21 protein-coding genes are annotated in these 26123 nt (G+C 71.3%); 11 read left to right on the forward strand and 10 right to left on the reverse strand.

Going from position 1 to position 26123, the window contains the following annotated elements:
* The first annotated feature begins 205 nt into the window (after positions 1–205).
* Positions 206–1843: a protein phosphatase 2C domain-containing protein gene (locus CP975_RS28660; protein WP_425474337.1), complete on the forward strand. Its 1638-nt coding sequence runs from the start codon at positions 206–208 to the stop codon at positions 1841–1843.
* Positions 1844–1966: 123 nt separating this feature from the next.
* A complete protein-coding gene (locus CP975_RS28665; protein ID WP_055535703.1) occupies positions 1967–3709 on the forward strand; it encodes a pyruvate dehydrogenase in 1743 nt (580 codons plus the stop codon).
* A 30-nt stretch (positions 3710–3739) separates the two neighbouring features.
* Here CP975_RS28665 and CP975_RS28670 read toward each other — a convergent pair whose 3' ends face one another.
* Positions 3740–6784 carry an alpha-mannosidase gene (locus tag CP975_RS28670; RefSeq protein WP_055535711.1) on the reverse strand — a complete coding sequence of 1015 codons (3045 nt, stop codon included), beginning with the start codon at positions 6782–6784 and terminating at the stop codon, positions 3740–3742.
* Between the two features lie 176 nt (positions 6785–6960).
* Here CP975_RS28670 and CP975_RS28675 point away from each other — a divergent pair, with 176 nt between their 5' ends.
* On the forward strand, positions 6961–7446 hold the full coding sequence (locus tag CP975_RS28675; protein WP_150477509.1) for an ATP-binding protein: 486 nt from the start codon (positions 6961–6963) through the stop codon (positions 7444–7446).
* Positions 7447–7478: 32 nt separating this feature from the next.
* Here CP975_RS28675 and CP975_RS28680 read toward each other — a convergent pair whose 3' ends face one another.
* Both CP975_RS28680 and CP975_RS28685 read right to left on the reverse strand, forming a co-directional pair.
* Entirely contained in the window at positions 7479–8537 is a 1059-nt protein-coding gene (locus tag CP975_RS28680) for a DUF2637 domain-containing protein (protein ID WP_055535713.1), read from the reverse strand.
* Between the two features lie 187 nt (positions 8538–8724).
* Positions 8725–9591: a (2Fe-2S)-binding protein gene (locus tag CP975_RS28685; protein WP_055535714.1), complete on the reverse strand. Its 867-nt coding sequence runs from the start codon at positions 9589–9591 to the stop codon at positions 8725–8727.
* A 138-nt stretch (positions 9592–9729) separates the two neighbouring features.
* Between CP975_RS28685 and CP975_RS28690 the strand changes: the two genes are divergently transcribed.
* On the forward strand, positions 9730–10467 hold the full coding sequence (locus CP975_RS28690; RefSeq protein ID WP_150477510.1) for a GntR family transcriptional regulator: 738 nt from the start codon (positions 9730–9732) through the stop codon (positions 10465–10467).
* Positions 10468–10613: 146 nt separating this feature from the next.
* Here the strand turns inward: CP975_RS28690 and CP975_RS28695 are convergent, their stop codons facing one another.
* Together CP975_RS28695 and CP975_RS28700 are read right to left on the reverse strand one after the other, a co-directional pair.
* A complete protein-coding gene (locus CP975_RS28695) occupies positions 10614–11375 on the reverse strand; it encodes a hypothetical protein (protein WP_246201662.1) in 762 nt (253 codons plus the stop codon).
* Between the two features lie 185 nt (positions 11376–11560).
* Complete coding sequence (locus CP975_RS28700) at positions 11561–13276, reverse strand: PucR family transcriptional regulator (protein ID WP_055531541.1); 1716 nt, start codon at positions 13274–13276, stop codon at positions 11561–11563.
* 338 nt (positions 13277–13614) lie between these two features.
* Here CP975_RS28700 and CP975_RS28710 point away from each other — a divergent pair, with 338 nt between their 5' ends.
* The 5 genes from CP975_RS28710 to CP975_RS28730 all read left to right on the forward strand — a co-directional run bounded on the left by CP975_RS28710 (position 13615) and on the right by CP975_RS28730 (position 20334).
* The gene (locus CP975_RS28710; RefSeq protein WP_055531538.1) at positions 13615–14505 is read left to right on the forward strand and encodes an FAD binding domain-containing protein; all 891 of its coding nucleotides are present in this window, start codon (positions 13615–13617) and stop codon (positions 14503–14505) included.
* The gene (locus tag CP975_RS28715; RefSeq protein ID WP_055531536.1) at positions 14505–15116 is read left to right on the forward strand and encodes a (2Fe-2S)-binding protein; all 612 of its coding nucleotides are present in this window, start codon (positions 14505–14507) and stop codon (positions 15114–15116) included. Before CP975_RS28710 ends, CP975_RS28715 begins: the two co-directional genes overlap by 1 nt.
* A 2-nt stretch (positions 15117–15118) precedes the next feature.
* A complete protein-coding gene (gene pucD, locus CP975_RS28720) occupies positions 15119–17509 on the forward strand; it encodes a xanthine dehydrogenase subunit D (RefSeq protein ID WP_055531534.1) in 2391 nt (796 codons plus the stop codon).
* A gap of 171 nt (positions 17510–17680) precedes the next feature.
* Positions 17681–19138 carry an NCS2 family permease gene (locus tag CP975_RS28725; protein ID WP_030778017.1) on the forward strand — a complete coding sequence of 486 codons (1458 nt, stop codon included), beginning with the start codon at positions 17681–17683 and terminating at the stop codon, positions 19136–19138.
* Between the two features lie 44 nt (positions 19139–19182).
* The gene (locus tag CP975_RS28730; protein WP_055531532.1) at positions 19183–20334 is read left to right on the forward strand and encodes an XdhC family protein; all 1152 of its coding nucleotides are present in this window, start codon (positions 19183–19185) and stop codon (positions 20332–20334) included.
* A 19-nt stretch (positions 20335–20353) separates the two neighbouring features.
* Here CP975_RS28730 and CP975_RS28735 read toward each other — a convergent pair whose 3' ends face one another.
* Positions 20354–20806 carry a hypothetical protein gene (locus CP975_RS28735; protein WP_055531530.1) on the reverse strand — a complete coding sequence of 151 codons (453 nt, stop codon included), beginning with the start codon at positions 20804–20806 and terminating at the stop codon, positions 20354–20356.
* A 228-nt stretch (positions 20807–21034) separates the two neighbouring features.
* Entirely contained in the window at positions 21035–21847 is an 813-nt protein-coding gene (locus tag CP975_RS28745) for a polysaccharide deacetylase family protein (protein WP_150477513.1), read from the reverse strand.
* Between the two features lie 165 nt (positions 21848–22012).
* Here CP975_RS28745 and CP975_RS28750 point away from each other — a divergent pair, with 165 nt between their 5' ends.
* Positions 22013–22375, forward strand: a complete 363-nt coding sequence (locus tag CP975_RS28750) for a DUF6479 family protein (RefSeq protein ID WP_055531525.1) — start codon at positions 22013–22015, stop codon at positions 22373–22375.
* Positions 22376–22384: 9 nt separating this feature from the next.
* On the opposite strand, the gene CP975_RS28755 is transcribed toward CP975_RS28750, so the two are convergent.
* Genes CP975_RS28755 through CP975_RS28765 form a run of 3 tightly spaced genes read right to left on the reverse strand, consistent with a single transcriptional unit; the run spans position 22385 to position 24098 of the window.
* Positions 22385–23158 (reverse strand): metallophosphoesterase family protein, encoded by a 774-nt coding sequence (locus CP975_RS28755; RefSeq protein ID WP_055531523.1) that lies wholly within the window; start codon positions 23156–23158, stop codon positions 22385–22387.
* Positions 23155–23409, reverse strand: a complete 255-nt coding sequence (locus CP975_RS28760) for a hypothetical protein (RefSeq protein ID WP_150477514.1) — start codon at positions 23407–23409, stop codon at positions 23155–23157. The genes CP975_RS28755 and CP975_RS28760 overlap by 4 nt, the downstream gene beginning before the upstream one ends.
* The gene (locus CP975_RS28765; protein ID WP_055531521.1) at positions 23406–24098 is read right to left on the reverse strand and encodes a nucleotidyltransferase family protein; all 693 of its coding nucleotides are present in this window, start codon (positions 24096–24098) and stop codon (positions 23406–23408) included. The genes CP975_RS28760 and CP975_RS28765 overlap by 4 nt, the downstream gene beginning before the upstream one ends.
* A 315-nt stretch (positions 24099–24413) precedes the next feature.
* On the opposite strand from CP975_RS28765, the gene CP975_RS28770 reads away from it, so the two are divergent.
* On the forward strand, positions 24414–26072 hold the full coding sequence (locus tag CP975_RS28770) for a catalase (RefSeq protein ID WP_055531519.1): 1659 nt from the start codon (positions 24414–24416) through the stop codon (positions 26070–26072).
* The last annotated feature ends 51 nt before the right edge of the window (positions 26073–26123 follow it).

A 26123-nucleotide genomic window follows, 5' to 3' on the forward strand; every position in this document is an offset into this window, starting at 1 on the left:
GTACGACGACACCACACAGGACACGGGCCCCACGCCCGCACCGGACACCCTCGACGACAGGTTCGCCTCGGCGTCGGACGCGGTGAAGGAAGGGACCCCCGCGGACGCGTCCCTCACTCCTCCGGCCCACGGGAACCCGCCCCCACCACCGGCCGGCCCGGGCGGACCTGCGGGCTCCGAGGCGGCGGGGGACCGGCGGGACGTACTGGGTCCGGCCGAACCTCGGTCGGCCGGGCCCCGGTCGTCCCAACCCTGGCCGGTCGAGTCAGGGTCAGCTCAGCGTGGTTCGGCTGGGCCCGCGGCTGCCGGGCCCCCGTCGGTCGAGTCCCGGTCGGTCAAGTCCCGGTCGGTCGAGCCCGGGTGGGGGGAGCCCTGCTCAGCTGGGTCTCAACCAGCCGGGCCGCAATCAGCCGAACCGCAACCAGCCGGGCCCCGGCCAGCCGGGCCCCAGTCGTTCGAACCCCGCGCGCCCGGACCCCAGCCGTCCGAACCCCGCGCGAGCGAGCCCGAAACGTCCGAGCCACGCTCAGCCGAGCCCCGACCCCCCAGCCCCGGCGCCCTGATTCCACCCCAGGCGCCACCGGACCCCGGCGGCCCCGCACCAACCCCTCCGCCCGCCCCACCAACCGCTCAGCCCGCTCCGTCCGACCCGGCCCGCCCGGGCGGCCCGCCCCCCGCCCCGCCCTCCACCCTCGTCACCCCCGCCCCCTGGGAACCCCCCACCGGGCCCACGGGCCCGGTGACCTTCGGGGCGGGCTCCGGGCCGGTGGCGGGGACGCCGCCCCGCCCGCCGGTGCCAGGGTCGCGAAGGCCCGGGTCGCCGAGGACCGAGGCTGCCGCGGGGCCGGCCGGCGCCGCCCCGTCGCCCTTCGCTTCCGCCGGTCCCGCCTACGTGGGTGACCGGCCCCCCACCTACGAGGCCGAGCCCACCGCCCTGCCCGCCGCCGACCCCGACGACCTGGGCGATCTCGTCGCGGACACCGTCCTGGACGGGGCGCGGTACGGCTCGTCCACGCTGCGCGCCGCCTCCGTGCGCGGCGACTCCGCCCGCTACCGCGGCGAGCCCCGCCGCGACTCCCTGCTGACCGCCCGCTTCGGCACCGGAGAGGACGCCCTGGTGCTCGTCGCCATGGCCACCGGCGCCCGGGCGACCCCGGGAGCGCACCGCGCGGCCGCCGAGGCCTGCGAGTGGATCGGCAGGGCCGTGGGGCGCAGCCACCAGCGGCTCGCCGAGGACATCAGGGCCGCCCGGCGCGGAGACCTGAAGTCGGGCCTGCACCGCCTCACCGACCGCAGCCTCGGCAAGCTCCGCGCGCACGCGGCGGACCTCGGGCTCCAGCCGGACGAGTACGCCGCCTCCCTGCGCTGCCTCCTTTTGCCCGCGGACCCCCAGTGCCGTACGCGCGTCTTCTTCGGTGTCGGCGCGGGCGGCCTCTTCCGGCTGCGCGAGGGCGAGTGGCAGGACATCGAGCCGCGCGTCGCCGACGCCACCGGCGAGGCCGTGGTCGGCTTCGGCTCACCGCCGCCCCAGACCCCGGAGGGCGACCGCCTCACCATGGACCTGGGCATCACCACACCCCCGAGCCCCTACGAACCGGCCCCGGAACCACCCCGCGACCCCTTCCGCTTCCGGGCCTCGGTCGCCCGGCCGGGTGACACGCTCCTGCTGTGCAGCGGCGGCCTCGCGGAGCCCCTGCGCGGCGAGCCCGAGCTGGCCGAACACCTCACCCTCAGATGGCAGAAGAGCGGCCCGCCGGGGCTCGCCGCGTTCCTGGCCGACATCCAGGTCAGGGTCAAGGGGTACGCCGACGACCGCACGGCCGCCGCGGTCTGGGAGGCATGACCGCCGCACCTGTGAATTCATGGAGCAAAGGGTCCAAGCGGTTACAAGGGGCCCAAGGGGTTACAAGAGGCCCAAGGGCTCCATGATGCCCAAAGGTTCCAAGGGTGAAGAGGTGCGTACCGCATGGCCAAGCAGAACGTCGCCGAGCAGTTTGTCGACATCCTCGTCCGGGCGGGCGTCCAGCGCCTGTACGGAGTGGTCGGCGACAGCCTCAACCCGGTCGTGGACGCCATCCGCCGCACGAAGGAGATCGACTGGGTCCAGGTGCGGCACGAGGAGACCGCCGCCTTCGCGGCTGGCGCCGAGGCCCAGATCACCGGCAAGCTCGCCGCCTGCGCGGGCTCCTGCGGTCCGGGCAACCTCCACCTCATCAACGGCCTGTACGACGCCCACCGCTCCATGGCCCCGGTGCTCGCCCTCGCGTCGCAGATCCCGTCGAGCGAGATCGGCCTCAGCTTCTTCCAGGAGACGCACCCCGACCGGCTCTTTCAGGAGTGCAGTCACTACAGCGAGCTGATCTCCAGCCCGAAGCAGATGCCCCGGCTGCTCCAGACCGCCATCCAGCACGCCGTCGGCCAGTCCGGCGTCAGCGTCGTGTCGCTGCCCGGCGACATCGCCTCCGAGCCCGCCCCGGACAAGGCCGCCGAGACCGCCCTGGTGACCTCGCGGCCCACCGTGCGCCCCGGCGACGAGGAGATCGACAAGCTCGCGAAGATGATCGACAAGGCGGGCAAGGTCACGCTGTTCTGCGGCAGCGGCACGGCGGGCGCCCACGCCGAGGTGATGGAGTTCGCCGAGAAGATCAAGTCCCCGGTGGGGCACGCGCTGCGGGGCAAGGAGTGGATCCAGTACGACAATCCGTTCGACGTCGGCATGAGCGGCCTGCTCGGCTACGGCGCCGCGTACGAGGCCACCCACGAGTGCGATCTGCTGATCCTGCTCGGCACGGACTTCCCGTACAACGCCTTCCTGCCCGATGACGTCCAGATCGCCCAGGTCGATGTGCGCCCCGAGAACCTCGGCCGCCGCTCGAAGCTGGACCTCGCCGTCTGGGGCGACGTCCGCGAGACACTGCGCTGCCTCACCCCGCGCGTCTCGCCCAAGTCGAACCGCAAGTTCCTCGACAAGATGCTCAAGAAGCACGCGGACGCCCTCGAAGGCGTCATCAAGGCGTACACCCGCAAGGTCGACAAGCACGTCCAGATCCACCCCGAGTACGTCGCCTCGGTCCTGGACGAACTCGCCGCGGACGACGCGGTGTTCACCGTCGACACCGGCATGTGCAACGTCTGGGCGGCCCGCTACCTCACTCCCAACGGCAGGCGCCGCATCATCGGTTCCTTCAGCCACGGCTCGATGGCGAACGCCCTGCCGCAGGCGATCGGCGCCCAGTTCGTCGACCGCAAGCGCCAGGTCGTGTCGATGTCGGGCGACGGCGGCTTCTCGATGCTGATGGGCGACTTCCTCACCCTCGTCCAGCACGACCTTCCGGTGAAGGTCGTCCTCTTCAACAACTCCTCCCTGGGAATGGTGGAGTTGGAGATGATGGTCGCCGGACTGCCGAACTACGGCACGGCGAACCACAACCCCGACTTCGCCGCCGTCGCCCGCGCCGCCGGGGCCTACGGTGTCCGCGTGGAGAAGCCCAAGCAACTCGCGGGCGCCCTGAAGGACGCCTTCGCGCACAAGGGCCCGGCGCTGGTCGACATCGTCACCGATCCCAACGCCCTCTCCATCCCGCCCAAGATCAGCTCGGACATGGTGACCGGCTTCGCGCTCTCCGCCAGCAAGATCGTGCTGGACGGCGGAGTCGGCCGGATGGTGCAGATGGCCCGCTCGAACCTGCGGAACGTGCCGAGGCCCTGACCCGGGCCCCGGCCGCACCCGCCCGTCGGCTCAGGCGGGACGCAGTCGCAGCGTGACGATCTGGAAGGGCCGCAGCGCCAGGGTCAGACCGGCCTCGCCCGTGTCCGCCTCGCGCAGCGGCCGTTCCATCAGGTCCGTCACATCGGCCCGCGCCACCGGGAACGACGTGCCGAGCGTGGCCGCGGCCCGCCCGCCGCGCGACTCGTAGAGCCGTACGACGACATCGCCGCTGCGGTCGTCGGCGAGCTTGACCGACTCGACAGTGACCGCCGGATCGTCGATGCTCACCAGCGGCGCGAGGGCAGGCGCGTCGGCCACCCGCAGCGGCAGGTTGAGCGCCAGTCCCTCCGCGACCGCGTCGCCCGTCGCCGCGCCGGGGAGCAGGGCGTACGTGAAGCGGTGCGCGCCCTGGTCGGTCTCCGGGTCCGGGCTGTGCGGGGCCCGCAGCAGTGTCAGGCGCACGGTGGTGCCGAGGGCGCCGCCGTGCTCCGTGCGCGTCACGTCATGGCCGTACGTCGAGTCGTTGAGCAGCGCGACGCCGTACCCCTCCTCGGCCACCCGCAGCCAGCGGTGCGCGCAGATCTCGTAACGCGCGGCGTCCCATCCGGTGTTGGCGTGCGTGGGCCGGTGGACATGGCCGAACTGGATCTCGGCGGCGGACCGTTCGGCGTGCACGTCCAGGGGGAACGCGGCCTTGAGTACCTTCTCCGACTCCCGCCAGTCGACGTCCGTGACGATGTCGACGCGCCTGCTGCCCGCCGCGAGCCGGATCACCTGCGTGATCCGCGACTCCCCGAACGCGCGCACCACCCGCACGGCGACCCGCGACGGCCCGTCCTCGACCAGCTCGACGGAGTCCGCGTCCGTGAGGTCGGTGTGCCGCCGCCGGTAGTGCCGGTCGAGGTCCCAGGCGTCGTAGCGCGTGGGGTGGTCGGGGTGCAGCTGGAGGAGGTTGCCGGGGGCCGCTAGCACCTCACGGTCCGCGGTCAGGTCCCGCACGGAGGTGAGGAGCCCGGCCGCGTCGACGGTCACGCTCAGCCGCTCGTTGGTGAGGACGATCGTGTCGCCGGTCGTGTGCGCGGCCGCTCCCGGACCCGGCGCCACGACGCCGTCCAGACTCCGTGTGCCGAGGGCGGGGACGTCCACGCGCACCAGCGTGCCGTCCCCGCCGTCCACCACCTCGCTGCGGGCGTACGGCGAGGCGTTGAGCACCGCGGGCCCGCCCGCGCCGAGCGCGCGCACGGCCGACGCGGTGATCCCCTCCAGCTCGGCCAGCACGCGCCCGTAGGTCTCACGTGCCTCCCGGTGCACCCACGCGATCGACGAACCGGGCAGGATGTCGTGGAACTGGTGCAGCAGGACCGTCTTCCACAGCCGGTCCAGCGCGTCGTACGGATAGACGTACGCCGGATCCCGTACCGCCGCGGCCGTGCACCACAACTCCGCCTCACGCAGGGCGTGTTCGCTGCGGCGGTTGCCGCGTTTGGTTGCCGCCTGGGTGGTGTACGTCGCCCGGTGCAGCTCCAGATACAGCTCGCCCGACCAGACCGGGGCGCCGGCGCCGTACTCCTCCTCGGCCGCCGCGAAGAACGCCGACGGCTTCTCGATCTCGACGCGCGGCGACCCCTCCAGGGACCTCAGGCGCCGCGCCCGCTCCATCATCTCGCGGGTCGGACCGCCCCCGCCGTCACCCCAGCCGAACGGCACCAGGGAGCGGGTCGCACGCCCCTTGTCCGCGAAGTTCCGCTCGGCGTGGGCGAGTTCGGCGCCGTGGAACTGTGAGTTGTACGTGTCCACTGGCGGGAAGTGGGTGAAGACCCGGGTGCCGTCGATGCCCTCCCACCAGAAGGTGTGGTGCGGCATCCTGTTGGACTGGTTCCAGCTCAGCTTCTGGGTGAGGAACCAGCGCACGCCTGCCAGCTTCGCCAACTGCGGGAAGGCGGCGGTGTAACCGAAGGAGTCCGGCAGCCAGATCTCCTCGGTCTCCACGCCCAGCTCCTCGCGGAAGAACCTCCTGCCGTGGGTGATCTGCCGGGCCAGTGCCTCACCGCCCGGCATGTTGGCGTCCGACTCCACCCACATCGAGCCGACCGGCGCCCAAGTCCCGTCGGCTACCGCCTTCTTGATGCGCTCCCAGATGTGCGGCTGGTGCTCCTTCACCCACGCGTACTGCTGGGCCTGCGAGCAGGCGAAGACCAGCTCCGGATACTCCTCGGCCAGCGCCGTCACATTGGCAAAGGTGCGCGAAGCCTTGCGTACCGTCTCGCGCAGCGGCCACAGCCACGCCGAGTCGATATGCGCGTGACCGGCAGCCGATACGCGGTGCGCGCTCGCGTGCGCGGGCCTGGCGAGCACCCCGGCGAGGGCCGCGCGCCCGGCCGCCGCCGTGCCCGGCACATCGTGCAGATCGAGCGCGTCGAGCATGTCCTCAAGGGCCCGGAGGATCTCGTGCCGCCGCGGACGGTCGGCTTCCAGTTCGCCCATCAGCTCGGAGAGGACCTCGATGTCCAGGGTCAACTGCCATACGTCCTCGTCCAGTACGGCGAGATCGGCAGACGCGAATCGGTAGATCGGGCTAGTACTTGCGGTCAGGACGTCGCCCAACGGCGTCGGCACGAAGTCGTGCAGAACAGTCGGATTGGCCGCCGCCTCCAGAAGTAGGTGCACCGGCTCACCACCCCGCGCGGGGGAAGCCACCGGAATATGCCGATTGCGCGGGTGAACTCCTTTCAGTGGAACGCCCGCCGCGTCGTACACCAGCCCCTCGGCCTGGAACCCCGGCCCTTCCTCCGTGAACCCAGGGTCGATCACCACCTCGACACGGCGCCCCCGCCACTCCCGCGGGACCTGCCCTTGGAGGCGGAACCAGCTGGTCGACCAGGGACTTCCCCATTCGCTGCCGGTCTCGAAGGGTTCGTACGACGCCTCCAGAGCGGCCGATACGGGTACCGGCTCGCCCGGCGCGTGCCAGGCGGAGAGGGCGAGCGGCACCCTGCGCGGATACTGGGCGGGACGGATGAACTGGCGCAGCGCCCGCTCCAGGCGGCCTTCCACCAGCAGTCTGTCGTCATGCACGGAGGCTCCTCGAACGCTCGGTGGCGGGGGTCCACCGCTTCATTTCCCCTCAGCGCCCCGGCACACCCCCGCCATTGGTTGATGATTCGACAGGAGTGCCGTCATGGGGCCGGGGCATGCATTCCGTGAGGTTGTTCGACCAAGGAGGCAAGGTCATCGCTTGGTGGGCGGGGGTCATGACGAGGCAGTCAGGTAGGAGCGGCCCGGGGGGATTCGGGTCCTCTTCACCGAACGTACGGGACGAGATCGCCGAGGGAGCGCAGGCCGGACCGGACCGGGCCCAGCTCAGGCGCAGACTGGGGAGGTCTGATCTGTCGGCGGTACCCGAGGTCAGGGCCGCCCTGAGGGAATTCCTGAGACGCTGGGGGCAACCGGCACGGGCCGACATAGCCGAGCTGCTCACCAGCGAACTGGTCACCAACGCACTGGTGCACACCGATCACGACGCGATCGTCACCGCGAGCCTGGGCCCGCGCGGGCTGCGTGTCGAGGTGCGGGACTTCGTGGGCCGCCGCCCCGAGCCGCGGGTACCGAACGCCGACGACGGTACGAACGGCAGGGGCCTGGTCCTCGTGCAGTCCCTCGCAGACGCGTGGGGCGTGCGCGCCCACGGGGTGGGGAAGGCGGTGTGGTTCGAGCTGAACGGCGGCGGCACGGCGTGAACCCTGCCGCCACCGCCAGGACCCTGGTGTGATCAGCCGAACTGCTGCTCCAGGTCCTTGAGCTTCTGCTCCAGCGAGTCGAGCCGGGGCAGGGTCTGCGTGTCATCCTCCGCCGTGAGGTCGACGGTGACGGGGGTGGCATTCTCGGCGTCACCTCTGACGGCCTGGAGGGAGGGGCGGGCGCGTACCGGCAGTTCTTCCTGCGGCGCTATAGCAGGGTCCGCGCCGACCTGCGCGGACCCGGCGGACGCGGAGACAGCCTGTACCTCGACCTGCCTGCCGCCCCGGGCGTAACCCCGGTGGCCGCGGCTGATGGCCTTGAGCCGGGCGCGCTCCAGTTTCTCGTGGTCGCGCCTCTGTAGCCGCGTGCGCTCCTTCTCGCGGCGGTCCTCACGCACCTCCTCGACGGCCTCGTCCAGCGTGCGTACGCCTTCGAGGAGCATCAGCGACCAGGCGCCGAACGTCTCCCGGGGCGCGCGCAGCCACCGCACGATACGGATCTGCGGCAGCGGCCGCGGCACCAGACCCTGCTCCCGCAGCGCCGCCCGGCGGGTCTGCTTCAGCGCGCGGTCGAAGAGCACCGCCGCCGACAGCGACATCCCGGCGAAGAACTGCGGGGCGCCGGCATGGCCAAGACCCCGTGGCGCGTGCACCCAGTTGAACCAGGCGGCGGCCCCGGCGAACGTCCACACGAGCAGCCGCGAGCCGAGCGCCGCGTCGCCGTGGCTGGCCTCGCGCACGGCGAGGACGGAACAGAACATGGCCGCGCCGTCGAGGCCGAACGGCACGAGGTACTCCCAGCCGCCGGAGAGGCTGAGATTCTGCCGGCCGAAGCCGACAAGGCCGTGGAAGGAGAGCGCGGCGGCCACCGCCGCGCAGCAGAACAACAACACGTAGGACGCGGTGCCGTAGATGGCTTCCTTGCGCCTGCGGCGCTCCTCGCTGCGTTCCCACGAATCGTCGCCCGTGGCCTTCGCTGCTCTGTCGTGGCCTCGCTTGCCGCGCGCGAGCACCGCCACCGCCACCAGCATGCCCAGGAGCAGGACGCCGCCGGGGAGCAGCCAGTCCAGCGATATGTCGGTCAGTCTCATCTGGGGTCCCTTGCATCGCGGTAGGGCGTTTCGGCGCCATAGTGACCCGATCCCGACGACCCTCAGGAGGGTTTCGGGACAAGAGAACGCCAAGGGGGTGCGAGGGAGTGCGCAGAACGCGATTTAGCTCGAACTGACGCTTGATGAGTGGCCGTTGAGTTCGATTAAACAGGCCCGAAGGGGTGGTTCAGCCGGACGTGGCGGCGGTGGCGCTCAGCCGAGCGACCCGGTCCGCGTCGCAGGTGCGCGGGCAGGTGACGCAGGTGTCGTCGGGGCGCAGCGTGTAGAACATGCAGCAGCTCGCCCGGTCGCGGGTCGGCAGCGCCTCGCCGTTCGGTCCCGTCAGCTCCCGGAAACCGGCCGTGCCCACGTACGGCTTCGTGGCGCCCGGCAGCAGTCGCTCCAGCTCCGTCATCGCGCGCCGTTCCTCGCCGAGGAGGTGCGCGATGTACCAGAGGCCCTCGACGATCTCGTCGGTGGCCGCGCTCCACAGGGCGCGCGAACGGCGCCGCATCCGGGGGCCGAAGCCTTCCAGGAGCGGGCCGAGGTGCTCGGCGACCGCCGCCCGCACCTCCGCGCGCAGCGCCTCCTCGTCGGGGACGACGCGGGCGCCGGGCAGGGCGGCGGCAGGGTCGCCCGGCAGACAGGCGAAACCGTCCGTGCGGACGGCCATGCGGCCGAGGGCGCGATGGAAGGAGACGTTGGCCACCGGCAGGCGCGGGACGCGGCGGTGGAGGAACCACGGGACCGTGATCAGCAGGGTGGCCGGCCAGGCGTACCGGTGCAGGCCGAAGCTCGCCACCACGTCGGGGCGCGCCTGGGTGCCGTAGTCCTTCAGGACCTGTGCGTTGTCCCACGCCAGGAACGCGTCGAGGTCGGCCCCGCCCTCCGCGAGCCGGGCGGCGGTGACCCAGCCGCCACCCTGGGGAGCCTGTTCCCCGGCGCCGAGTTCGGTGACGCGCAGTCCGGGAAACACCTCGGTGAGGCGGGCATAGGAGTCCGCGACGGCGCTGGGGGCGCTCTGGGCGGGCGCGGCCAAGGTGGGGACGGACATGCGGGGACCACCGAATCGCGATCGATTGCAGGTAAGCCTTACCTTACCCGACGTGATCGAGGTTTCAACCGCGGTCCTGTCCGCCTATGGTGCCTCTCGTACCTTTCACAGCAGGCGAAGGCGGGGCGGGCGGACGACGTGGAGCAGACCGGAGCGCGCGGGGCGGGTCCCCTCGCGGGGGCGCCTCGCGTCCGGGTGCCGGAACAGGCGGGCCGCGAGGTCCGCGGTCCCGCCGCGCGCCGGACGGTGCGGCGGAACTCCGTACGCGGACAGATCCTCGACGCGCTGCGGGCCGCGCTGGTGGGCGGCGAGCTGACGCCCGGCGAGGTGTACTCGGCGCCGGTGCTCGGCGAACGCTTCGGCGTCTCGGCGACGCCCGTGCGCGAGGCGATGCAGCAGCTGGCGATCGAAGGCGCGGTCGAGGTCGTCCCCAACCGCGGCTTCCGGGTCGTCGAGCGGGGGGCGCGGGAGCTGGGGGAGCTGGCGGAGGTGCGGGCGCTGATCGAGGTGCCGGTCATGCTGCGGCTCGCCCGTACGGTGCCGGCCGCGCGCTGGTCCGAACTGCTGCCGCTCGCGGAGGCCACCGTGACGGCGGCGGCGGGCGGCGACCTCGCGCGCTACGCCGAGGCCGATCGCGCCTTCCACGGCGCGATGCTCTCCCTCGCGGGCAACCGGCAGCTGGTGGAGGTCGCGGAGGACCTGCACCGGCGGGCGCAGTGGCCCCTCGTCAGCGGCCCCGTCTCGGCCCGCCGGGCGGACCTCGTGGCGGACGCGGCGGAACACATGTCGTTGCTCGAGGCGTTGATCGCCCGGGATATCCCGGTGGTGTCCACGCTGGTGAGCGAGCACTTCGCGGGTGCGGGCGGCCTTACGTAGGGTCCCGCCGCTTCGCGCCGGACGTGTCCCCTCCCACCCGCCCGTTACCCCGCGTCGGCGTACGTCGAGTGACCGCCCCTCCTCGCCCGTCAGTGCGGGGTGAACGGGCGGATGGGTGGGAGGGACCCGGCGGGAGGGCAGGGGGCCTAGGCCGCCGGGGTCGGAGGGGTGAGGTGGGGGGAGAGCCACGCGGGGACGCCGCCCAGCAGGCGGAAGAGCCGCGCGGCCTCCGCGCGGAGCCGCGCCGCCTCCGGCTCCGGCTCCGCGTCGGCGAGCGCGGCCAGCGCCGGCGCCGTGCCGACCAGATAACCCAGCTCCTCCCGAAGCCGCAGCGACTCCGCGAACCCGTGCCGCGCCTCCGCCAACTCCCCGTCCCGCAGGGCGAGTCCGGCGAGGTGGCGCCAGGTGAAGGAGAGCAGGAGAGGGTCCGCGTGCGCCGTGGCCCCCGCGTGCGCCCGCCGGTACGCGGCCTTCGCGGCCTGCGCCGAGTCGGCGATGTGCTCCGCGATCAGCCCCCGGCGGAAGTCGAGCAGCGGCCGCCCCGCCGCGTTCGGGGCGAGCAGCGCCGCCGCCCTGCCGAGCGCCGTACGCGCCTCGTCGGCCCGGTCCCGTACGCCCAAGACCGTGGAGGCGTAAGCGAGTTGGCCGCGCTCGCACGCCGCGGCCCCGCGGTCGTCGTCGTCCTCGGCCAGCGCCTCCGCGGTCCGCAGGACGTCCTCGGCCTCGCCCCAGCCGTCCCCGGTGAACAGGCACCGCTCGACGAGCAGCGCGGCCCGCTGGAGCGCGGGCGCGGCCCCGGCCCGCGAGGCGAGCAGCGCGGCCGCGTCGGTCCAGCAGCCGCGCGAGCGCAGCCGCCATACCGCGGTCTGGAGTGGATCGTCCCCTGCAATCGTTCCGGTACCAGACATGGCGGTATGCGCCACGTTGCCCTCCCCGAGCACCCCATTGAGCTGTTGAGTCGTGGGCGAATCTCAGCATGGATGGCGGGGTCCGGCCAAGAGGCTGGGTGAAAGAATTCACAAAGGGCGGGAGCGCGACGGGACTTGGGCCGTCCGGAGTCCGGACGGCCCAGCACGGGCACATCCGGATTTCCTCAGCTCATCCGCAGCGCGAGGAAGAAATCGAGCTTGTCCTCAAGGCGTGAGAGGTCACGACTCGTCAACTGCTCGATACGGCCCACCCGGTAGCGCAACGTGTTGACGTGCAGGTGCAGTCGCGCGGCGCAGCGCGTCCACGAGCCGTCACAGTCGAGGAACGCCTCGAGGGTGGGGATCAGCTCCGCCCGGTGCCGCTGGTCGTACTCCCGCAGCGGGTCCAGCAGCCGCGCCGTGAACGCCCGGCGCACGTCGTCCGGGACGAAGGGGAGCAGCAGCACGTGCGAGGCCAGCTCCTGGTGGCCGGCCGCGCAGACCCGGCCGGGGCGGGCGGCGGCGACCCGGCGGGCGTGCCGCGCCTCTTCGAGGGCGCCGCGCAGCCCCTCCGCCGAGTGGACGGCCGCGCTGACGCCGAGCGTGAGCCGCCCGTCGCCGTCTAGGCCCGCCGACAGCGGGTCGCGGACGGACTCCAGGAGGGCGTCGGCGAGCAGGCCGGTCTCGGAGCCGTCGTGCTCCGCCGAGACCGCGGGGAGCGGCACCAGCGCGATGGCCTCGTCGCCGGTGTGCGCGACCGCGATCCGGTCGGAGGGCTCGGGCCCGGAGGACAGGGGGCCTCCCGCGCCCGAGTCGGTCCGGAAGCTCAGGGAAGGGTCGACGAGGATCTCCTCCAGGAGCGACTGGGCCACCGGGCCGCCGTCGATGTCACCGCCGTCCCACTCGACCCGGGCCACCACGACCTGCCAGTGCGGGGCCGTGCCGAGCCCGGGAAGCAGCACGGGCGCGGCGACCCGCAGGCGCGCCGCGATCTCCGCGGGGGCCGCGCCCGTCTGCACCAGCTCAAGGACCTCCTGGGCCAGGCGGCGCCGCACCGTGCGGGCGGCGTCGCGCCGGTCCCGCTCCACCGCGATCAGCTGCGTGACGCCCTGCAACAGGTCGAGCCGCTCCTCGGGCCAGTCGCCCGCGTCGGCCTCCACCGCGAGCACCCAGTCGGAGAGCACCGTCTCGCGCAGGTCGCGCGAGGCGGCGCCCGCTCCCCGCCCACTGGTCCGAATGGGGAACAGCGAGTACGTCACCCCGTCCACCGAGACGCGGTACGGCCCGCGCCGCCCGGTGCGCGAGGCGGCCAGGTGCTCCCCGGCGAGGCGGGCGCAGACGGCCCCGGGCAGGGCCGTGCCGCCCGCCGTCGATCCGGCGATGGCGCGCCCTGCGGGGGAGAGCACCCAGGCCCGCAGGTCCAGGTCGGTGCCGAGCAGGTCCAGTACGACATCGGGGCCGCCGCCCGCCGGGCCCGATGTCATCAGACGCCGGTGCCGGTCCACCACCGCCGCCAGGTCCCCGGCGCGCTCGCCGGACACCTGGCGTACGACGTGTTCGGTGATCGTCGCGAAGGCCACGGATTCGTTGACCGCGAAGAGCGGCAGGCGGTGGCGGGCACAGGCCTCGACGATGTCGTCGGGGATGTCGCCCAGCTCGGCCTCCCCGGCGGCCAGCGCGGCCACTCCAGCGCTCGCGAGGATGCGTACGAAGGGTTCGGTGTCCGAGGCGTCGCGGCGCCAGGCGAGGCCGGTGAGGACCAGCTCGCCGCCCGCCAGATAGCGGCTGGGGTCCCGCAGGTCCGTGGTCATCACACCGCGCACGGTGCGGTCCAGCTCGTCCTCGCCGCCGAGCAGCCGCAGGCCCAGCGCGTCGGTGTCCAGGAGTGCGCGCAGCCGCATGGTGTCGTCGCCGCCGATCTGTCTCGAATGGTGTGTACAAACATGTGCGCTCCGTAGCGCCGGGACCCTGTGCCGCAGGGCGTCTCCGGTTTCCCGGGGGAATCCGCGAGGTTTCTGGGGCCCGTTCTTCATACGAATCTACAAGACGCGCGGCTTGGCCAGCCAACTCCTTCATGGTTTCGGTGACTGACCCCATCGGACGAGCGGGCGGTGTACTTGCCCCACTCCGCGTTAACAGCACATGAACGAGCAGTCGAGGGACGAACGGCCCGAGTGGCCGAAACGGAATCCTCCCGTCCCCCGAAGCGAACGACCCTCGATACGAAGAAGAGAGCCTCATGGACTTCCTTCGCCCCGCCAGCTGGGAGGAGGCGCTCGCCGCCAAGGCCGAGCACCCCACGGCTGTGCCGATTGCGGGTGGCACCGACGTGATGGTCGAGATCAACTTCGACCACCGTCGTCCCGAGTACCTGCTTGACCTCAACCGCATCGTCGAACTGCGCGAGTGGGAGGTGGGCGAGGAGACGGTCCGGCTCGGTGCCTCCGTCCCGTACACCCAGATCATGGAGGAGCTGCGCACGGAGCTTCCCGGCCTGGCGCTCGCCTCGCACACGGTCGCATCGCCGCAGATCCGCAACCGCGGCGGCGTCGGCGGCAACCTCGGCACGGCGTCCCCGGCCGGCGACGCCCACCCGGCGCTGCTCGCCGCCGACTGCGAGGTCGAGGTGGAGTCGGTGCGCGGCTCGCGCCTGATCCCGATCGACGACTTCTACACCGGCGTGAAGCGCAACGCCCTCGCCGAGGACGAGCTGATCAGGGCCGTCCACATCAAGAAGGCGGACGGCCCGCAGCAGTACTCGAAGGTCGGCACGCGCAACGCCATGGTCATCGCCGTGTGCGCGTTCGGCATCGCGCTGCACCCCGAGACCCGCACCGTGCGGACCGGCATCGGCTCCGCCGCCCCGACCCCCATTCGGGCGAAGACCGCCGAGGAATTCCTGAACGCGGCGCTCGAAGAGGGCGGCTTCTGGGACAACAAGAAGATCATCACCCCCTCGATCGCCAAGCAGTTCGCGGAGCTGGCCTCCGGCGCCGCCAACCCGATCGACGACGTGCGCGGCACGGCGAGCTACCGTCGGCACGCCGTCGGGATCATGGCCCGCCGCACGCTCGGCTGGACCTGGGAGTCGTACCGCGGCAAGGGCCGCAGCACTGAGGGAGTCGCATAATGCGCGTGAACTTCACGGTCAACGGCCGTCAGCAGGAAGCGGACGACGTCTGGGAGGGCGAGTCCCTTCTGTACGTGCTCCGCGAGCGTATGGGGCTCCCGGGCTCCAAGAACGCCTGTGAGCAGGGCGAGTGCGGTTCCTGCACCGTCCGTCTCGACGGCGTGCCGGTCTGTGCGTGTCTGGTCGCGGCCGGTCAGGTGGAGGGCCGTGAGGTCACCACCGTAGAGGGCCTCGCGGACTACGCCAGGCACCGCGAGGACGCCCACCCCGGCGGTGGCTGCGCCTCCGGCGCGTGCGGCACCTCGCTCCAGGACGCCCAGCAGTGGAAGGCCCAGGGCACCGACTCCCAGACCGGCGAGGGCACCACGCTCTCCCCGATCCAGCAGGCGTTCATCGACGCCGGCGCCGTCCAGTGCGGCTTCTGCACGCCGGGTCTGCTGATCGCGGCCGACGAGATGCTGGAGCGCAACCCGCAGCCCACCGACGCGGACATCCGCGAGGCGCTGTCCGGCAACCTCTGCCGCTGCACGGGTTACGAGAAGATCCTGGACGCGGTGCGCCTCGCCGCTGCCCGCCAGGACCGTCAGGGACTTCAGGAAGGGGCGGTCTGATCATGGGTTCCACCCGTACGACCGGCGTACCCACCAAGCTCACCCAGGGTTCGCAGACCAAGGGCGGCATCGGCGAGTCGACGCTGCGCCCCGACGGCACCCTGAAGGTCACCGGCGAGTTCGCGTACTCCTCGGACATGTGGCACGAGGACATGCTGTGGGGCCAGACCCTGCGCTCCACCGTCGCGCACGCCGAGATCGTCTCGATCGACACCTCCGCGGCCCTCGCGATGGCGGGCGTCTACGCCGTCATGACGTACGACGACCTGCCCGCCGAGATGAAGAACTACGGCCTGGAGATCCAGGACACGCCGGTCCTCGCCCACGGCAAGGTCCGTCACCACGGTGAGCCGGTCGCCCTCGTGGCCGCCGACCACCCGGAGACCGCCCGCCGCGCCGCCGCGAAGATCGTGATCGAGTACAAGGAACTGCCCCTCATCACCGATGAGGCCTCGGCGACCGCTCCCGACGCGGTGCTCGTGCACGAGGGCCGCACCGACAGCCACATGAAGCACGTCCCGCACCCGAACATCGTGCACCGCCAGCCGATCATCCGCGGCAACGCGGCCGAGGCCGCCAAGAAGGCCGACGTCATCGTCAAGGGCGAGTACACCTTCGGCATGCAGGACCAGGCCTTCCTCGGCCCGGAGTCCGGTCTCGCCGTGCCGGCCGAGGACGGCGGCGTCGACCTCTACGTCGCCACCCAGTGGCTGCACTCCGACCTCGAACAGATCGCCCCCGTCCTCGGCCTGCCCGAGGAGAAGGTGCGCATGACGCTCTCCGGCGTCGGCGGTGCCTTCGGCGGCCGCGAGGACATCTCGATGCAGATCCACGCCTGCCTCCTGGCGCTGCGCACCGGCAAGCCGGTCAAGATCGTCTACAACCGCTTCGAGTCCTTCTTCGGCCACGTGCACCGCCACCCGGCGAAGCTCTACTACGAGCACGGCGCCACCAAGGACGGCAAGCTCACGCACATGAAGTGCAAGATCGTCCTGGACGGCGGCGCCTACGCGTCGGCCTCCCCGGCGGTCGTCGGCAACGCCTCGTCCCTGTCGGTCGGCCCGTACGTGATCGACGACGTCGAGATCGAGGCCATCGCCCTCTACACCAACAATCCGCCCTGTGGCGCGATGCGCGGCTTCGGCGCCGTCCAGGCCTGCTTCGCCTACGAGGCGCAGATGGACAAGCTCGCGGCCAAGCTGGGCATGGACCCGGTCGAGCTGCGCCAGCTGAACGCCATGGAGCAGGGCACCCTCCTGCCGACCGGACAGGTGGTCGACTCGCCCGCCCCGGTCGCCGAGATCCTGCGCCGTGTGAAGTCCCGCCCGCTGCCGCCCGAGCGCCAGTGGGAGTCCAGCGAGGGCGCCGACGTGCGCCAGCTGCCGGGCGGCCTGTCCAACACCACGCACGGCGAAGGCGTCGTACGCGGTGTGGGCTACGCGGTCGGCATAAAGAACGTCGGCTTCTCCGAGGGCTTCGACGACTACTCCACCGCCAAGGTGCGCATGGAGGTCATCAACGGCGAGCCCGTCGCGACCGTGCACACCGCGATGGCAGAGGTCGGCCAGGGCGGTGTCACCGTCCACGCGCAGATCGCGCGGACCGAGCTGGGCGTCAACCAGGTGACCATCCATCCCGCCGACACCCAGGTGGGCAGCGCCGGTTCGTCGTCCGCGTCGCGGCAGACGTACGTCACCGGCGGCGCCGTCAAGAACTCCTGCGAGCTGGTGCGCGAGAAGGTCCTGGAGATCGGCCGCCGCAAGTTCGGTTCCTACCACCCGGCGTGGGCCACCGCCGAGCTGCTGCTCGAAGGCGGCAAGGTCGTCACCGACGGCGGCGAGGTCCTCGCCGACCTGGTCGACGTCCTGGAGGACGAGAGCGTCGAGATCGAGGCCGAGTGGCGGCACCGCCCCACCGAACCCTTCGACCTGAAGACCGGGCAGGGCAACGGCCACGTCCAGTACTCCTTCGCCGCGCACCGCGCGGTCGTCGAGGTCGACACCGAGCTGGGCCTGGTCAAGGTCATCGAGCTTGCCGTCGCCCAGGACGTCGGCAAGGCGCTGAACCCGCTGTCCGTCCTCGGCCAGATACAGGGTGGCACCACCCAGGGCCTGGGCGTGGCGGTCATGGAGGAGATCATCGTCGACCCGAAGACCGCGAAGGTGAAGAACCCCTCCTTCACGGACTACCTGATCCCCACCATCCTCGACACGCCGACCATCCCCGTCGACGTGCTCGAACTCGCCGACGAGCACGCCCCCTACGGGCTCCGTGGCATCGGCGAGGCCCCGACCCTCTCGTCCACCCCGGCGGTCCTCGCGGCCATCCGGAACGCGACGGGTCTGGAGCTGAACAGAACTCCGGTACGGCCCGAGCACCTCACCGGCACGTAACCCCTGGCCGGGTGGAGGCGGAGCAAGAAGCACCCGGGGGCTTCCGTCCCCGGGTCCCCTCCTCAACGCCATGTCGTTCGTCTCGGGCCGTCCCCCGGGTCGTGCAGCCAACGCACCATCCCAAATCCCGCAACTCCGCGGGTGCCCCTGTGAACCTTGGGAGTAGGCACCATGACCCAGTCTTCAGTGGAGCCCAAGACCACCGCAGAGGACGCGGGCTCCGGCTCCCGCGTCCCGGCCGGCCGGTCTTGGCTCGATCGGTACTTCCACATATCCCGGAGAGGATCCTCGGTCGCGCGCGAGGTGCGCGGCGGCGTCACCACCTTCATGGCGATGGCGTACATCCTCCTGCTCAACCCCGTGATCCTGTCCGGCAAGGACGCGGCCGGGGACACCATGGCGACGAAGGCCGTGATCACCGCGACCGCGTTCGCCGCGGCCCTCACCACGCTCCTGATGGGCTTCGTCGGCAAGGTGCCGCTGGCCCTGGCCGCCGGACTCTCCGTGTCCGGCGTGATCTCCTCGCAGGTCGCACCCGAGATGACCTGGCCGCAGGCCATGGGCATGTGCGTGATGTACGGCGTGGTGATCATGCTGCTCGTGGTCACCGGGCTCCGCGAGATGATCATGAACGCGATCCCGCTCGCCCTCAAGCACGGCATCACCATGGGCATCGGCCTGTTCATCGCCATCATCGGCCTGGTCAAGGGCGGCTTCGTCCACCCGGGCAAGGCCACCCCGCTCTCGCTCGGCCCCGCCGGTGAACTCTCGGGCTGGCCCGTCCTGCTCTTCGCGGGCACCCTGCTCCTCATCTTCATGCTCCAGGCGCGCAACATCCCCGGCGCGATCCTGATCGGCATCGTCACCGGCACGTTCGTGGCCGTCATCCTCAACGCCTTCGACGTGATCGACCCCAAGCAGTGGGCCAACGGCGCCCCCGAGCTGCACGGCAGCGCGATCTCCTCGCCGGACTTCTCGCTCTTCGGCGAGGTCGAGTTCGGCGGCTGGGGCGAGGTCGGCGCGATGACCGTCGGCATGATCGTCTTCACGCTCGTGCTCGCCGGGTTCTTCGACGCGATGGCCACCATCATCGGCGTCGGCACCGAGGCCAACCTCGCCGACGAGAAGGGCCGCATGCCCGGCCTGTCCAAGGCGCTGTTCATCGACGGCGCCGGCGGCGCGATCGGCGGTGTGGCGGGCGGCTCCGGCCAGACCGTCTTCGTGGAGTCCGCGACCGGCGTCGGCGAAGGCGCCCGCACCGGCCTCGCCTCGGTCGTCACCGGCCTGTTCTTCGCGGCCTGCCTCTTCTTCACGCCGCTCACCGCGATCGTGCCGCAGGAGGTCGCGTCCGCCGCGCTCGTCGTCATCGGCGCGATGATGATGATGAACGCCCGGCACGTCGACTGGGCCGACCGCGCCACCGCCATCCCGGTCTTCCTGACCGTCGTGCTCATGCCCTTCACGTACACCATCACCACCGGTGTCGCGGCGGGCGTCGTCTCCTGGGTCGCCATCAAGATCGCCCAGGGGAAGGCCCGCGAGATCGGCGCCTTCATGTGGGGCCTGACGGTGATCTTCATCGTCTACTTCGCCCTCAACCCCATCGAAGGATGGCTGGGCGTCCACTGACGCCCGGGCCCTCCGCACACCCGCAGAGCCTGAGGAGGCCGCACATGCTGGACATCGCCGACGAGCTGAACCGGTGGGTCGAGCAGGGACGTGACTTCGCCGTCGCCACCGTGGTGGCGGTCGGCGGGAGCGCGCCCCGGCAACCCGGCGCCGCCCTCGCGGTCGACGCCGACGGCACCGCCATCGGCTCGGTCTCCGGCGGGTGCGTGGAGGGCGCCGTCTACGCGTTGTGCCAACAGGCGCTGGAGGACGGCGAACCCGTACTCGAACGCTTCGGCTACAGCGACGAGGACGCCTTCGCCGTGGGCCTGACCTGTGGCGGCATCATCGACATCCTCGTCTCCCCGGTCCGCGCGGACTCCGCGTCCCGGCCGGTGCTCGCCGCCGCCCTCGCCGCCGCGTCCTCGGGGCAGGCGGCGGCGGCCGCCCGCATCACCTCCGGACCCGCCGACCTCATGGGCCGCGCCCTTCTCGTACGTCCCTCAGGTGCGTACGAGGGCGGGCTCGGCGGACATCCGGAGCTGGACCGCACGGTGGCGGGGGAGGCCCGCGCCCTTCTCGACGCCGGGCGCACCGCGACCGTGGAGATCGGCGAGGACGGGTCGCGGTGCGGATCGCCGCTGGTCGTCCTGGTGGAGTCCAGCGTGCCGCCGCCCCGCATGATCGTGTTCGGTGCCATCGACTTCGCCTCCGCGCTGGTGCGGATCGGCAAGTTCCTCGGCTACCACGTGACCGTGTGCGACGCGCGGCCCGTCTTCGCGACGCCGACCCGCTTCCCCGACGCCGACGAGATCGTCGTCGAGTGGCCCCACACCTACCTGGAGAACACCGAGGTCGACGGCCGCACCGTGCTGTGCGTGCTGACCCACGACGCCAAGTTCGACGTACCGCTGCTGCGCCTCGCGCTGCGGCTGCCCGTCGCCTACGTCGGCGCGATGGGTTCGCGCCGCACCCACGAGGACCGCAACGTCCGTCTCCGCGAGGTCGGGGTCACCGAGCTGGAACTGGCGCGGCTGCGCTCACCCATCGGCCTCGACCTCGGCGCTCGTACGCCCGAGGAGACCGCCCTGTCCATCGCCTCGGAGATCGTCGCCAGCCGCCGGGGCGGCAGCGGGGTCTCGCTCACCGGGGCGCACACGCCCATCCATCACGACGGAACCCGCGGGCCCGCGGGGCGCATCGGCTCGGTCGCCTGAGCCGCGCGGCGCACCCGGCCTACGTACTCGGCGGCGCGGTCGCGGTGAGCCGGTCCACCACCCGGCCGAACATCCGCCGGGCCGCGAAGGCCAGCACCCGGTCGAACAGCCGCGGCAGCCGACGCACGGTCAGCTCCTCCTGCCAGAGCACCGTGGCACCGCCGACGGACGAGGGACGCACCTCGAACTCCGCCCAGCCCGTCACGAACGACCCCCGCTTCTCCAGGCGGCACCGGCCCGGTGAGGCGGCCTCCGGCGGGTGCCAGCCGACGACCTCCATCGGGTCGTCGAAGCCGACGGGGCCGAGCGCACTGCGGGCGACGAAGACCGTGCCCACGCGCGTGGGCGGGGGAGTGCGGACCGTGACGCGGGTGAGCGGAACGGCCTCGCCGTGCCGTTCCCACGTGGTCAGACGGTGCCACGCCTCGGCGGCGGGCAAGGACGTTTCCCTGGCGAACCGGAAGAGAACCACGTCGCCGAGCCTAGGGCCTGTCCGGCGGATCATGCCGCGTGCCGCGGGGTCTGGCACGCCGATCTGCCGCGTTGTCGTCGGTTGACAACGCTCCGCGTTGCCGCCCTCCTCCGCCTTGCATCTCGACGCACCAGACCCCGCTCACCTGCGCAGAAAGGTGACCGCCTCCCCAGTACGGCCTGATCCGCCGGACAGGCCCTAGTTCCAGCCGGTGCGCGCGGCGCGTGCTCAGCGGTAGACCTTGCCCGGCTCGGCCTTGCCCGGCGCGAGCAGCTGGGAGACGGTCACGAAGACGTAGCCCCGCTTCTTCAGCTCGGAGATGACGCCCGGCACGGCGGGCACGGTGCCCTTGTAGATGTCGTGCAGCAGGATGATGCCGTCCCGCTTGGTCTGGTCGATGACCCGCTTCTCGATCAGCTTGGAGTCATTGGTCGTGTAGTCCTTGGCCGTGACGGTCCACAGGACCTCCGAGAGGCCCAGCTCCTTGGAGAGCTTGTTGACGTCGTCGTCGGTGCGGCCCTGCGGCGGGCGCATCAGTGTCGGCTTCTTGCCGATGAGCTTCTCTATCGCCTCGTTCGGGCGCTCCAGCTCGCGGCGCGCCTCGTCGGGCTCGATCTTCGTGAGGATCTTGTGCGACCAGGTGTGACTGGCGACCTCGTGGCCCTCGCGGTCCATCCGCTTCACCAGCTCGGGGTACTTCTCTATGTGGTTCTTGCCCAGCGTGAAGAAGGTGGCGGGGACCTTCTCGTCCTTGAGGATCTTGAGCAGACGGGGCGTGTTCTCGCTGGGCCCCGCGTCGAAGGTCAGCGCCACGCACTTGGCCTTGCGGCAGTCGACGGTGCCGAACTTCCCCCGGTCCGCGGCCTTCGCCTCCGCACCCGCCTCGCGGACGGTGCTGGGCGAGGTGGTGTCGAGTTCGGCGCACCCGGTCAGGGCGAGGGCGAGGGCCGCCCCGGCCGCGAGGACGGCAGCGGTGCGAGGCAACCTCTTCGAGGTCCGTCTCGTCTTGCAGGCAGCGGCAGGCGTGTGAGGAGGAGGCATGGGAGCACTATACCTGCTGTGTATACATGGAGTGTATAGCGGCCTCCGCTTGCCGGGTGCCACCAGCGGTCAGGTGAATTCGGTGGTGATTTGCCGTGGGTGAATGCGTGAATCGGCAGGAGTAATCCCCAGCTATTTTTCGGGTGGGGCGGGTACAACACTCATATGAAATCCATGGAGTGGGAACTTGCTATTTCGCACACCGCCGCCCTCCTGATGTGGATCGCCGGTGTCGTGGTGGTCGCGGTTCTTCTCGGCGCCTTTTTCTGGGGGCAGCGGGTTCGCGCGCGCGAGCCCAGACCGCCGCGTCCGGACGAGCAGACGAAGATGCCCGAAGGCGGCCCGGTCAGGGAGATCCGCGAATACCGGGACCCGGACGAGGTGCCGAGGGACGGCCACCGGCTCACGCCGCACGAGCTGAAGGAGGGGTACGGCCAGTCGAGCACGCACCCCAGCCCCTCGCAGGATCCGGCCGACCACAGGAAGGGCGACGGCGGCAGCTTCGGCAGCGGCGGCCTCGGCAGCTGACCTCGCCGTTCAGGCGTGACGGTCGGCGGAGGCGGCGGCCGTCACGGCTTCGTCGTGCCCGTGTCCTCGCAGGTGGTAGACGTTGAACGCCTTGCGGATGACGGGCTGGGCGACGTTGCGGACGGGTACGCCGCCGCTGGTCATCCCGTGCTCGGTACCGGCGTGCGCGTGGCCGTGCACCGCCAGGTCCGCGCCCGCCGCGTCGACCGCCTCGGCCAGCAGATAGCTGCCGAGGAACGGATAGATCTCCAGCGGTTCTCCCGCGAGCGTGTCCGGCACCGGTGCGAAGTGCGTCAGCGCCACCCGCGTGTCACAGCCCTGCTCGGCCAGCTCGTGCAGCGAGGCCCGCAGGCCCTCCGCGCAGCGGCGGGTGTACCGGATGAACTCCTTCATCAGGGGTTCCCCGAACTCGCTCCCACTGCGGCCCACGAACCCGCCGCCGAACCCCTTGGTCCCCGCGACGCCCACGCGCGCCCCTTCGATCTCGACGACCGTGCCCTGCCCTTCGAGCACCTGTACGCCCGCAGCGCGCAGGACGGCGGTGACCTCCTCGGGCCGCTCGTCGTGATGGTCGTGATTGCCGAGCACGGCGATGACCGGAACCGGCAGGTCCGCCACCTCACGGGCGACCACCCGCGCCTCGTCCGGGGTGCCGTGGCGGGTGAGGTCCCCGGCGAGAAGCAGCAGGTCGGCGCAGTCGGGAAGCGTTTCGAAGGCGGGCCTGAGCAGCCCCTGGCTGTCGGCCCCCATGTGAATGTCCCCCACGGCCGCGACGCGGATCATACGACTTCCTCCGGGTGGTCCGGGGCCGCCGAGCCGGCGACCACTACATCGAAGTGCACCGTCTGCCCGGCCAGTGCCTCGTTCACGGTACGCAGCAACTCCTCGCGGCAGTGCGATGTGGGGACGGTCCCGACGACCGCCACGGACGACCCGCGGCTCTCCACGCGGATGCCCAGTTCGCCCAGCTCCTCCGCGGCGAGCCGCTCTTTCAAATGGGCGATTCGGTATTCGACATTGGCTGGGTCGTTCACCGGTCTCCTCCTCGCGGTGCGATGACTTCAAGGCGTTCCAGCAGATAGAGGAAAGCGGCCGGCATCGGCGCGTCCCCGCACTCGCCGCGGACGGCCTCCCAGTCGACCATTTCCCGCAGCTGTCGCGCGATCGGCAGTACGGCTCCGAAGTCGCAGTGGTGCTCGGAGAAAGCCGCGAGCAGGGCCCGCATCAGATCGGTCGGCGCAAGGACCGGCATGCGCACCGAGTCCACCGGCAGTTCCACGGCCCGTCCCAGCAGTTCCGCGGTGACCGGCTGGTGAGCCAGTTCGAAGATGAGGTCGATGTCCTGGCCCAGGCACTTCGCCTTGAGGAGCCAGTCCTCGGGCGGCGCGTACACCGTCAGACCGGCCTGTTCCAGCGTGGCCGCGACCGCCTCGGCGTCCTCGGGCCTGATGCAGAAGTCGGCGTCGTGCTGGAGGTTGCCGGTCCCGCCGTGCGCGTACACGGCGACGCTGCCGGCGAGGGCGAAATCGTGCTCGTGCCTCTTGAGAATGGCGGCGACCTGCTTGGTCGCCTCCAGGATGGCCTGGTTCAGGTCGGGCGGAAGCTCTTCCGCGCACAGCTCGTGGTGCGGGGACCCACCGGCCGGCCCCGCCGCGGTGCGCAGCTCGGTGACCGGCTTCCTTCCATACCCGTCGGGGGTGGTTTCTTCTGCGTTCGGCGTCACCTGCTGCTCCGTTTCCGGACGCCGGCTGCTGCACTGTCGTCGTGCAGGTCGGCGGTCTCCGACGATCGCTGCCCAGGCAGCACCGGTACCCGGACCGCCGGGTTCGACACGGGCCAGTTGTCCGTGCGGCACCGTGGCGCACAAATGCGCGCGATGTTGGATTTCCCTTATACCGCAGGGGCGGGCGCTCCACCTCTCCGTACGGCGTACGGCGTACGGCGTATACGGGCTTCAGGCTTCCTGACTGTCGGGGGTGGCCTTAGCGTGAGAAAACGGAGTAAAAGGAACGCACACGGGTCGAAGGAGTCGACGAACGTGACGGACGTATCGAGCAAGGGCCCCGCCTCGGGCGACAACCGCGAGACGCTCACCAACCGGCAGGGTCACCCGGTCCACGACAACCAGAACCAGCGCACCGTCGGCGCCCGTGGCCCGGCGACGCTGGAGAACTACCAGTTCCTCGAGAAGATCAGCCACTTCGACCGCGAGCGCATCCCCGAGCGGGTCGTCCACGCGCGCGGGGTGACGGCGTACGGCTACTTCGAGGCGTACGGCGCCCTGGGCGACGACCCCATCGGGCGCTTCACCCGCGCCAGGCTCTTCCAGGAGCGCGGCAAGCGTACGGACGTCGCCGTGCGCTTCTCGACGGTCATCGGCGGCCGTGACTCCTCCGAGGCGGCCCGTGACCCCCGGGGCTTCGCGGTGAAGTTCTACACCGAGGACGGCAACTGGGACCTGGTCGGCAACAACCTGGGGGTGTTCTTCATCCGGGACGCGATCAAGTTCCCCGACGTCATCCACGCGCTCAAGCCGGACCCCGTGACCTTCGAGCAGCAGCCGCGTCGGATCTTCGACTTCATGTCGCAGACCCCCGAGTCCATGCACATGCTGGTCAACCTCTTCAGCCCGCGCGGCATCCCGTCGGACTACCGCCACATGCAGGGCTTCGGCGTCAACACGTACAAGTGGGTCAACGAACAGGGGGAGTCCCTCCTGGTGAAGTACCACTGGATGCCCAAGCAGGGCGTCCGCAGCATGACCGAGGAGGACGCGGCGAACGTCCAGGCCGAGGGGCTCGGGCACGCCACCAAGGACCTGTACGAGGCGATCGCGCGCGGTGATCACCCGGAGTGGGAACTGCTCGTCCAGGTGATGGAGGACCACGACCACCCCGAGCTGGACTTCGACCCGCTCGACGACACGAAGACCTGGCCCGAGCAGGACTTCCCGCCGAAGGCGGTCGGCCGGATGGTGCTCGACCGGATGCCGGAGAACTACTTCGCGGAGAACGAGCAGATCTCGTTCGGTACCGGTGTGCTGGTGGACGGCCTCGACTTCTCGGACGACAAGATGCTCGTGGGCCGCACCTTCTCCTACAGCGACACCCAGCGCTACCGCGTCGGCCCCAACTACCTCCAGCTGCCGGTCAACCAGGCCAAGAACGCCCGTGTGCGCACCAACCAGCGCGACGGCCTGATGACGTATCAGGTCGACGGGGGCGGCGAGAACCCCATCGTCAACTACGAGCCGTCCATCACCGGCGGGCTGCGCGAGGCGCAGTACGCGACGCACGACGAGCAGGGCCCGGAGATCCACGGCAGGCTCACGCGCAAGCGCATCCCGCGGACGAACGACTATCTCCAGGCGGGCCAGCGGTACTGCCTGATGGAGCAGTGGGAGCGCGACGACCTCGTACACAACTTCGTCGAGCTGCTCTCCGAGTGCGACCGGGCGGTCCAGGAGCGGATGGTCTGGCACTTCCTGCTCGTGGAGAACGAGCTGGGCCTCAAGGTCGGCGAGGGGATCGGCATCGGCGCGAAGGACGTCGCGGGCCTCCAGCCCCTCGCCGGTCAGGACCTGACCGAGGAGGACCGCAAGCGGCTCGCCAACCTGGGGGAGAACCCGCCGCGCGACGTCAGCGGCCTGACCATGACGCACTGCGTGCCGAACGAGAGGCACGTGGTCAGCCGCTGAGGGCTCTGCTCCCGCACGGAAACGCGGTCGACCGAGCACTACTCGGCCGAC

Source organism: Streptomyces alboniger (assembly GCF_008704395.1).
Taxonomy (GTDB): Bacteria; Actinomycetota; Actinomycetes; order Streptomycetales; family Streptomycetaceae; genus Streptomyces; species Streptomyces alboniger.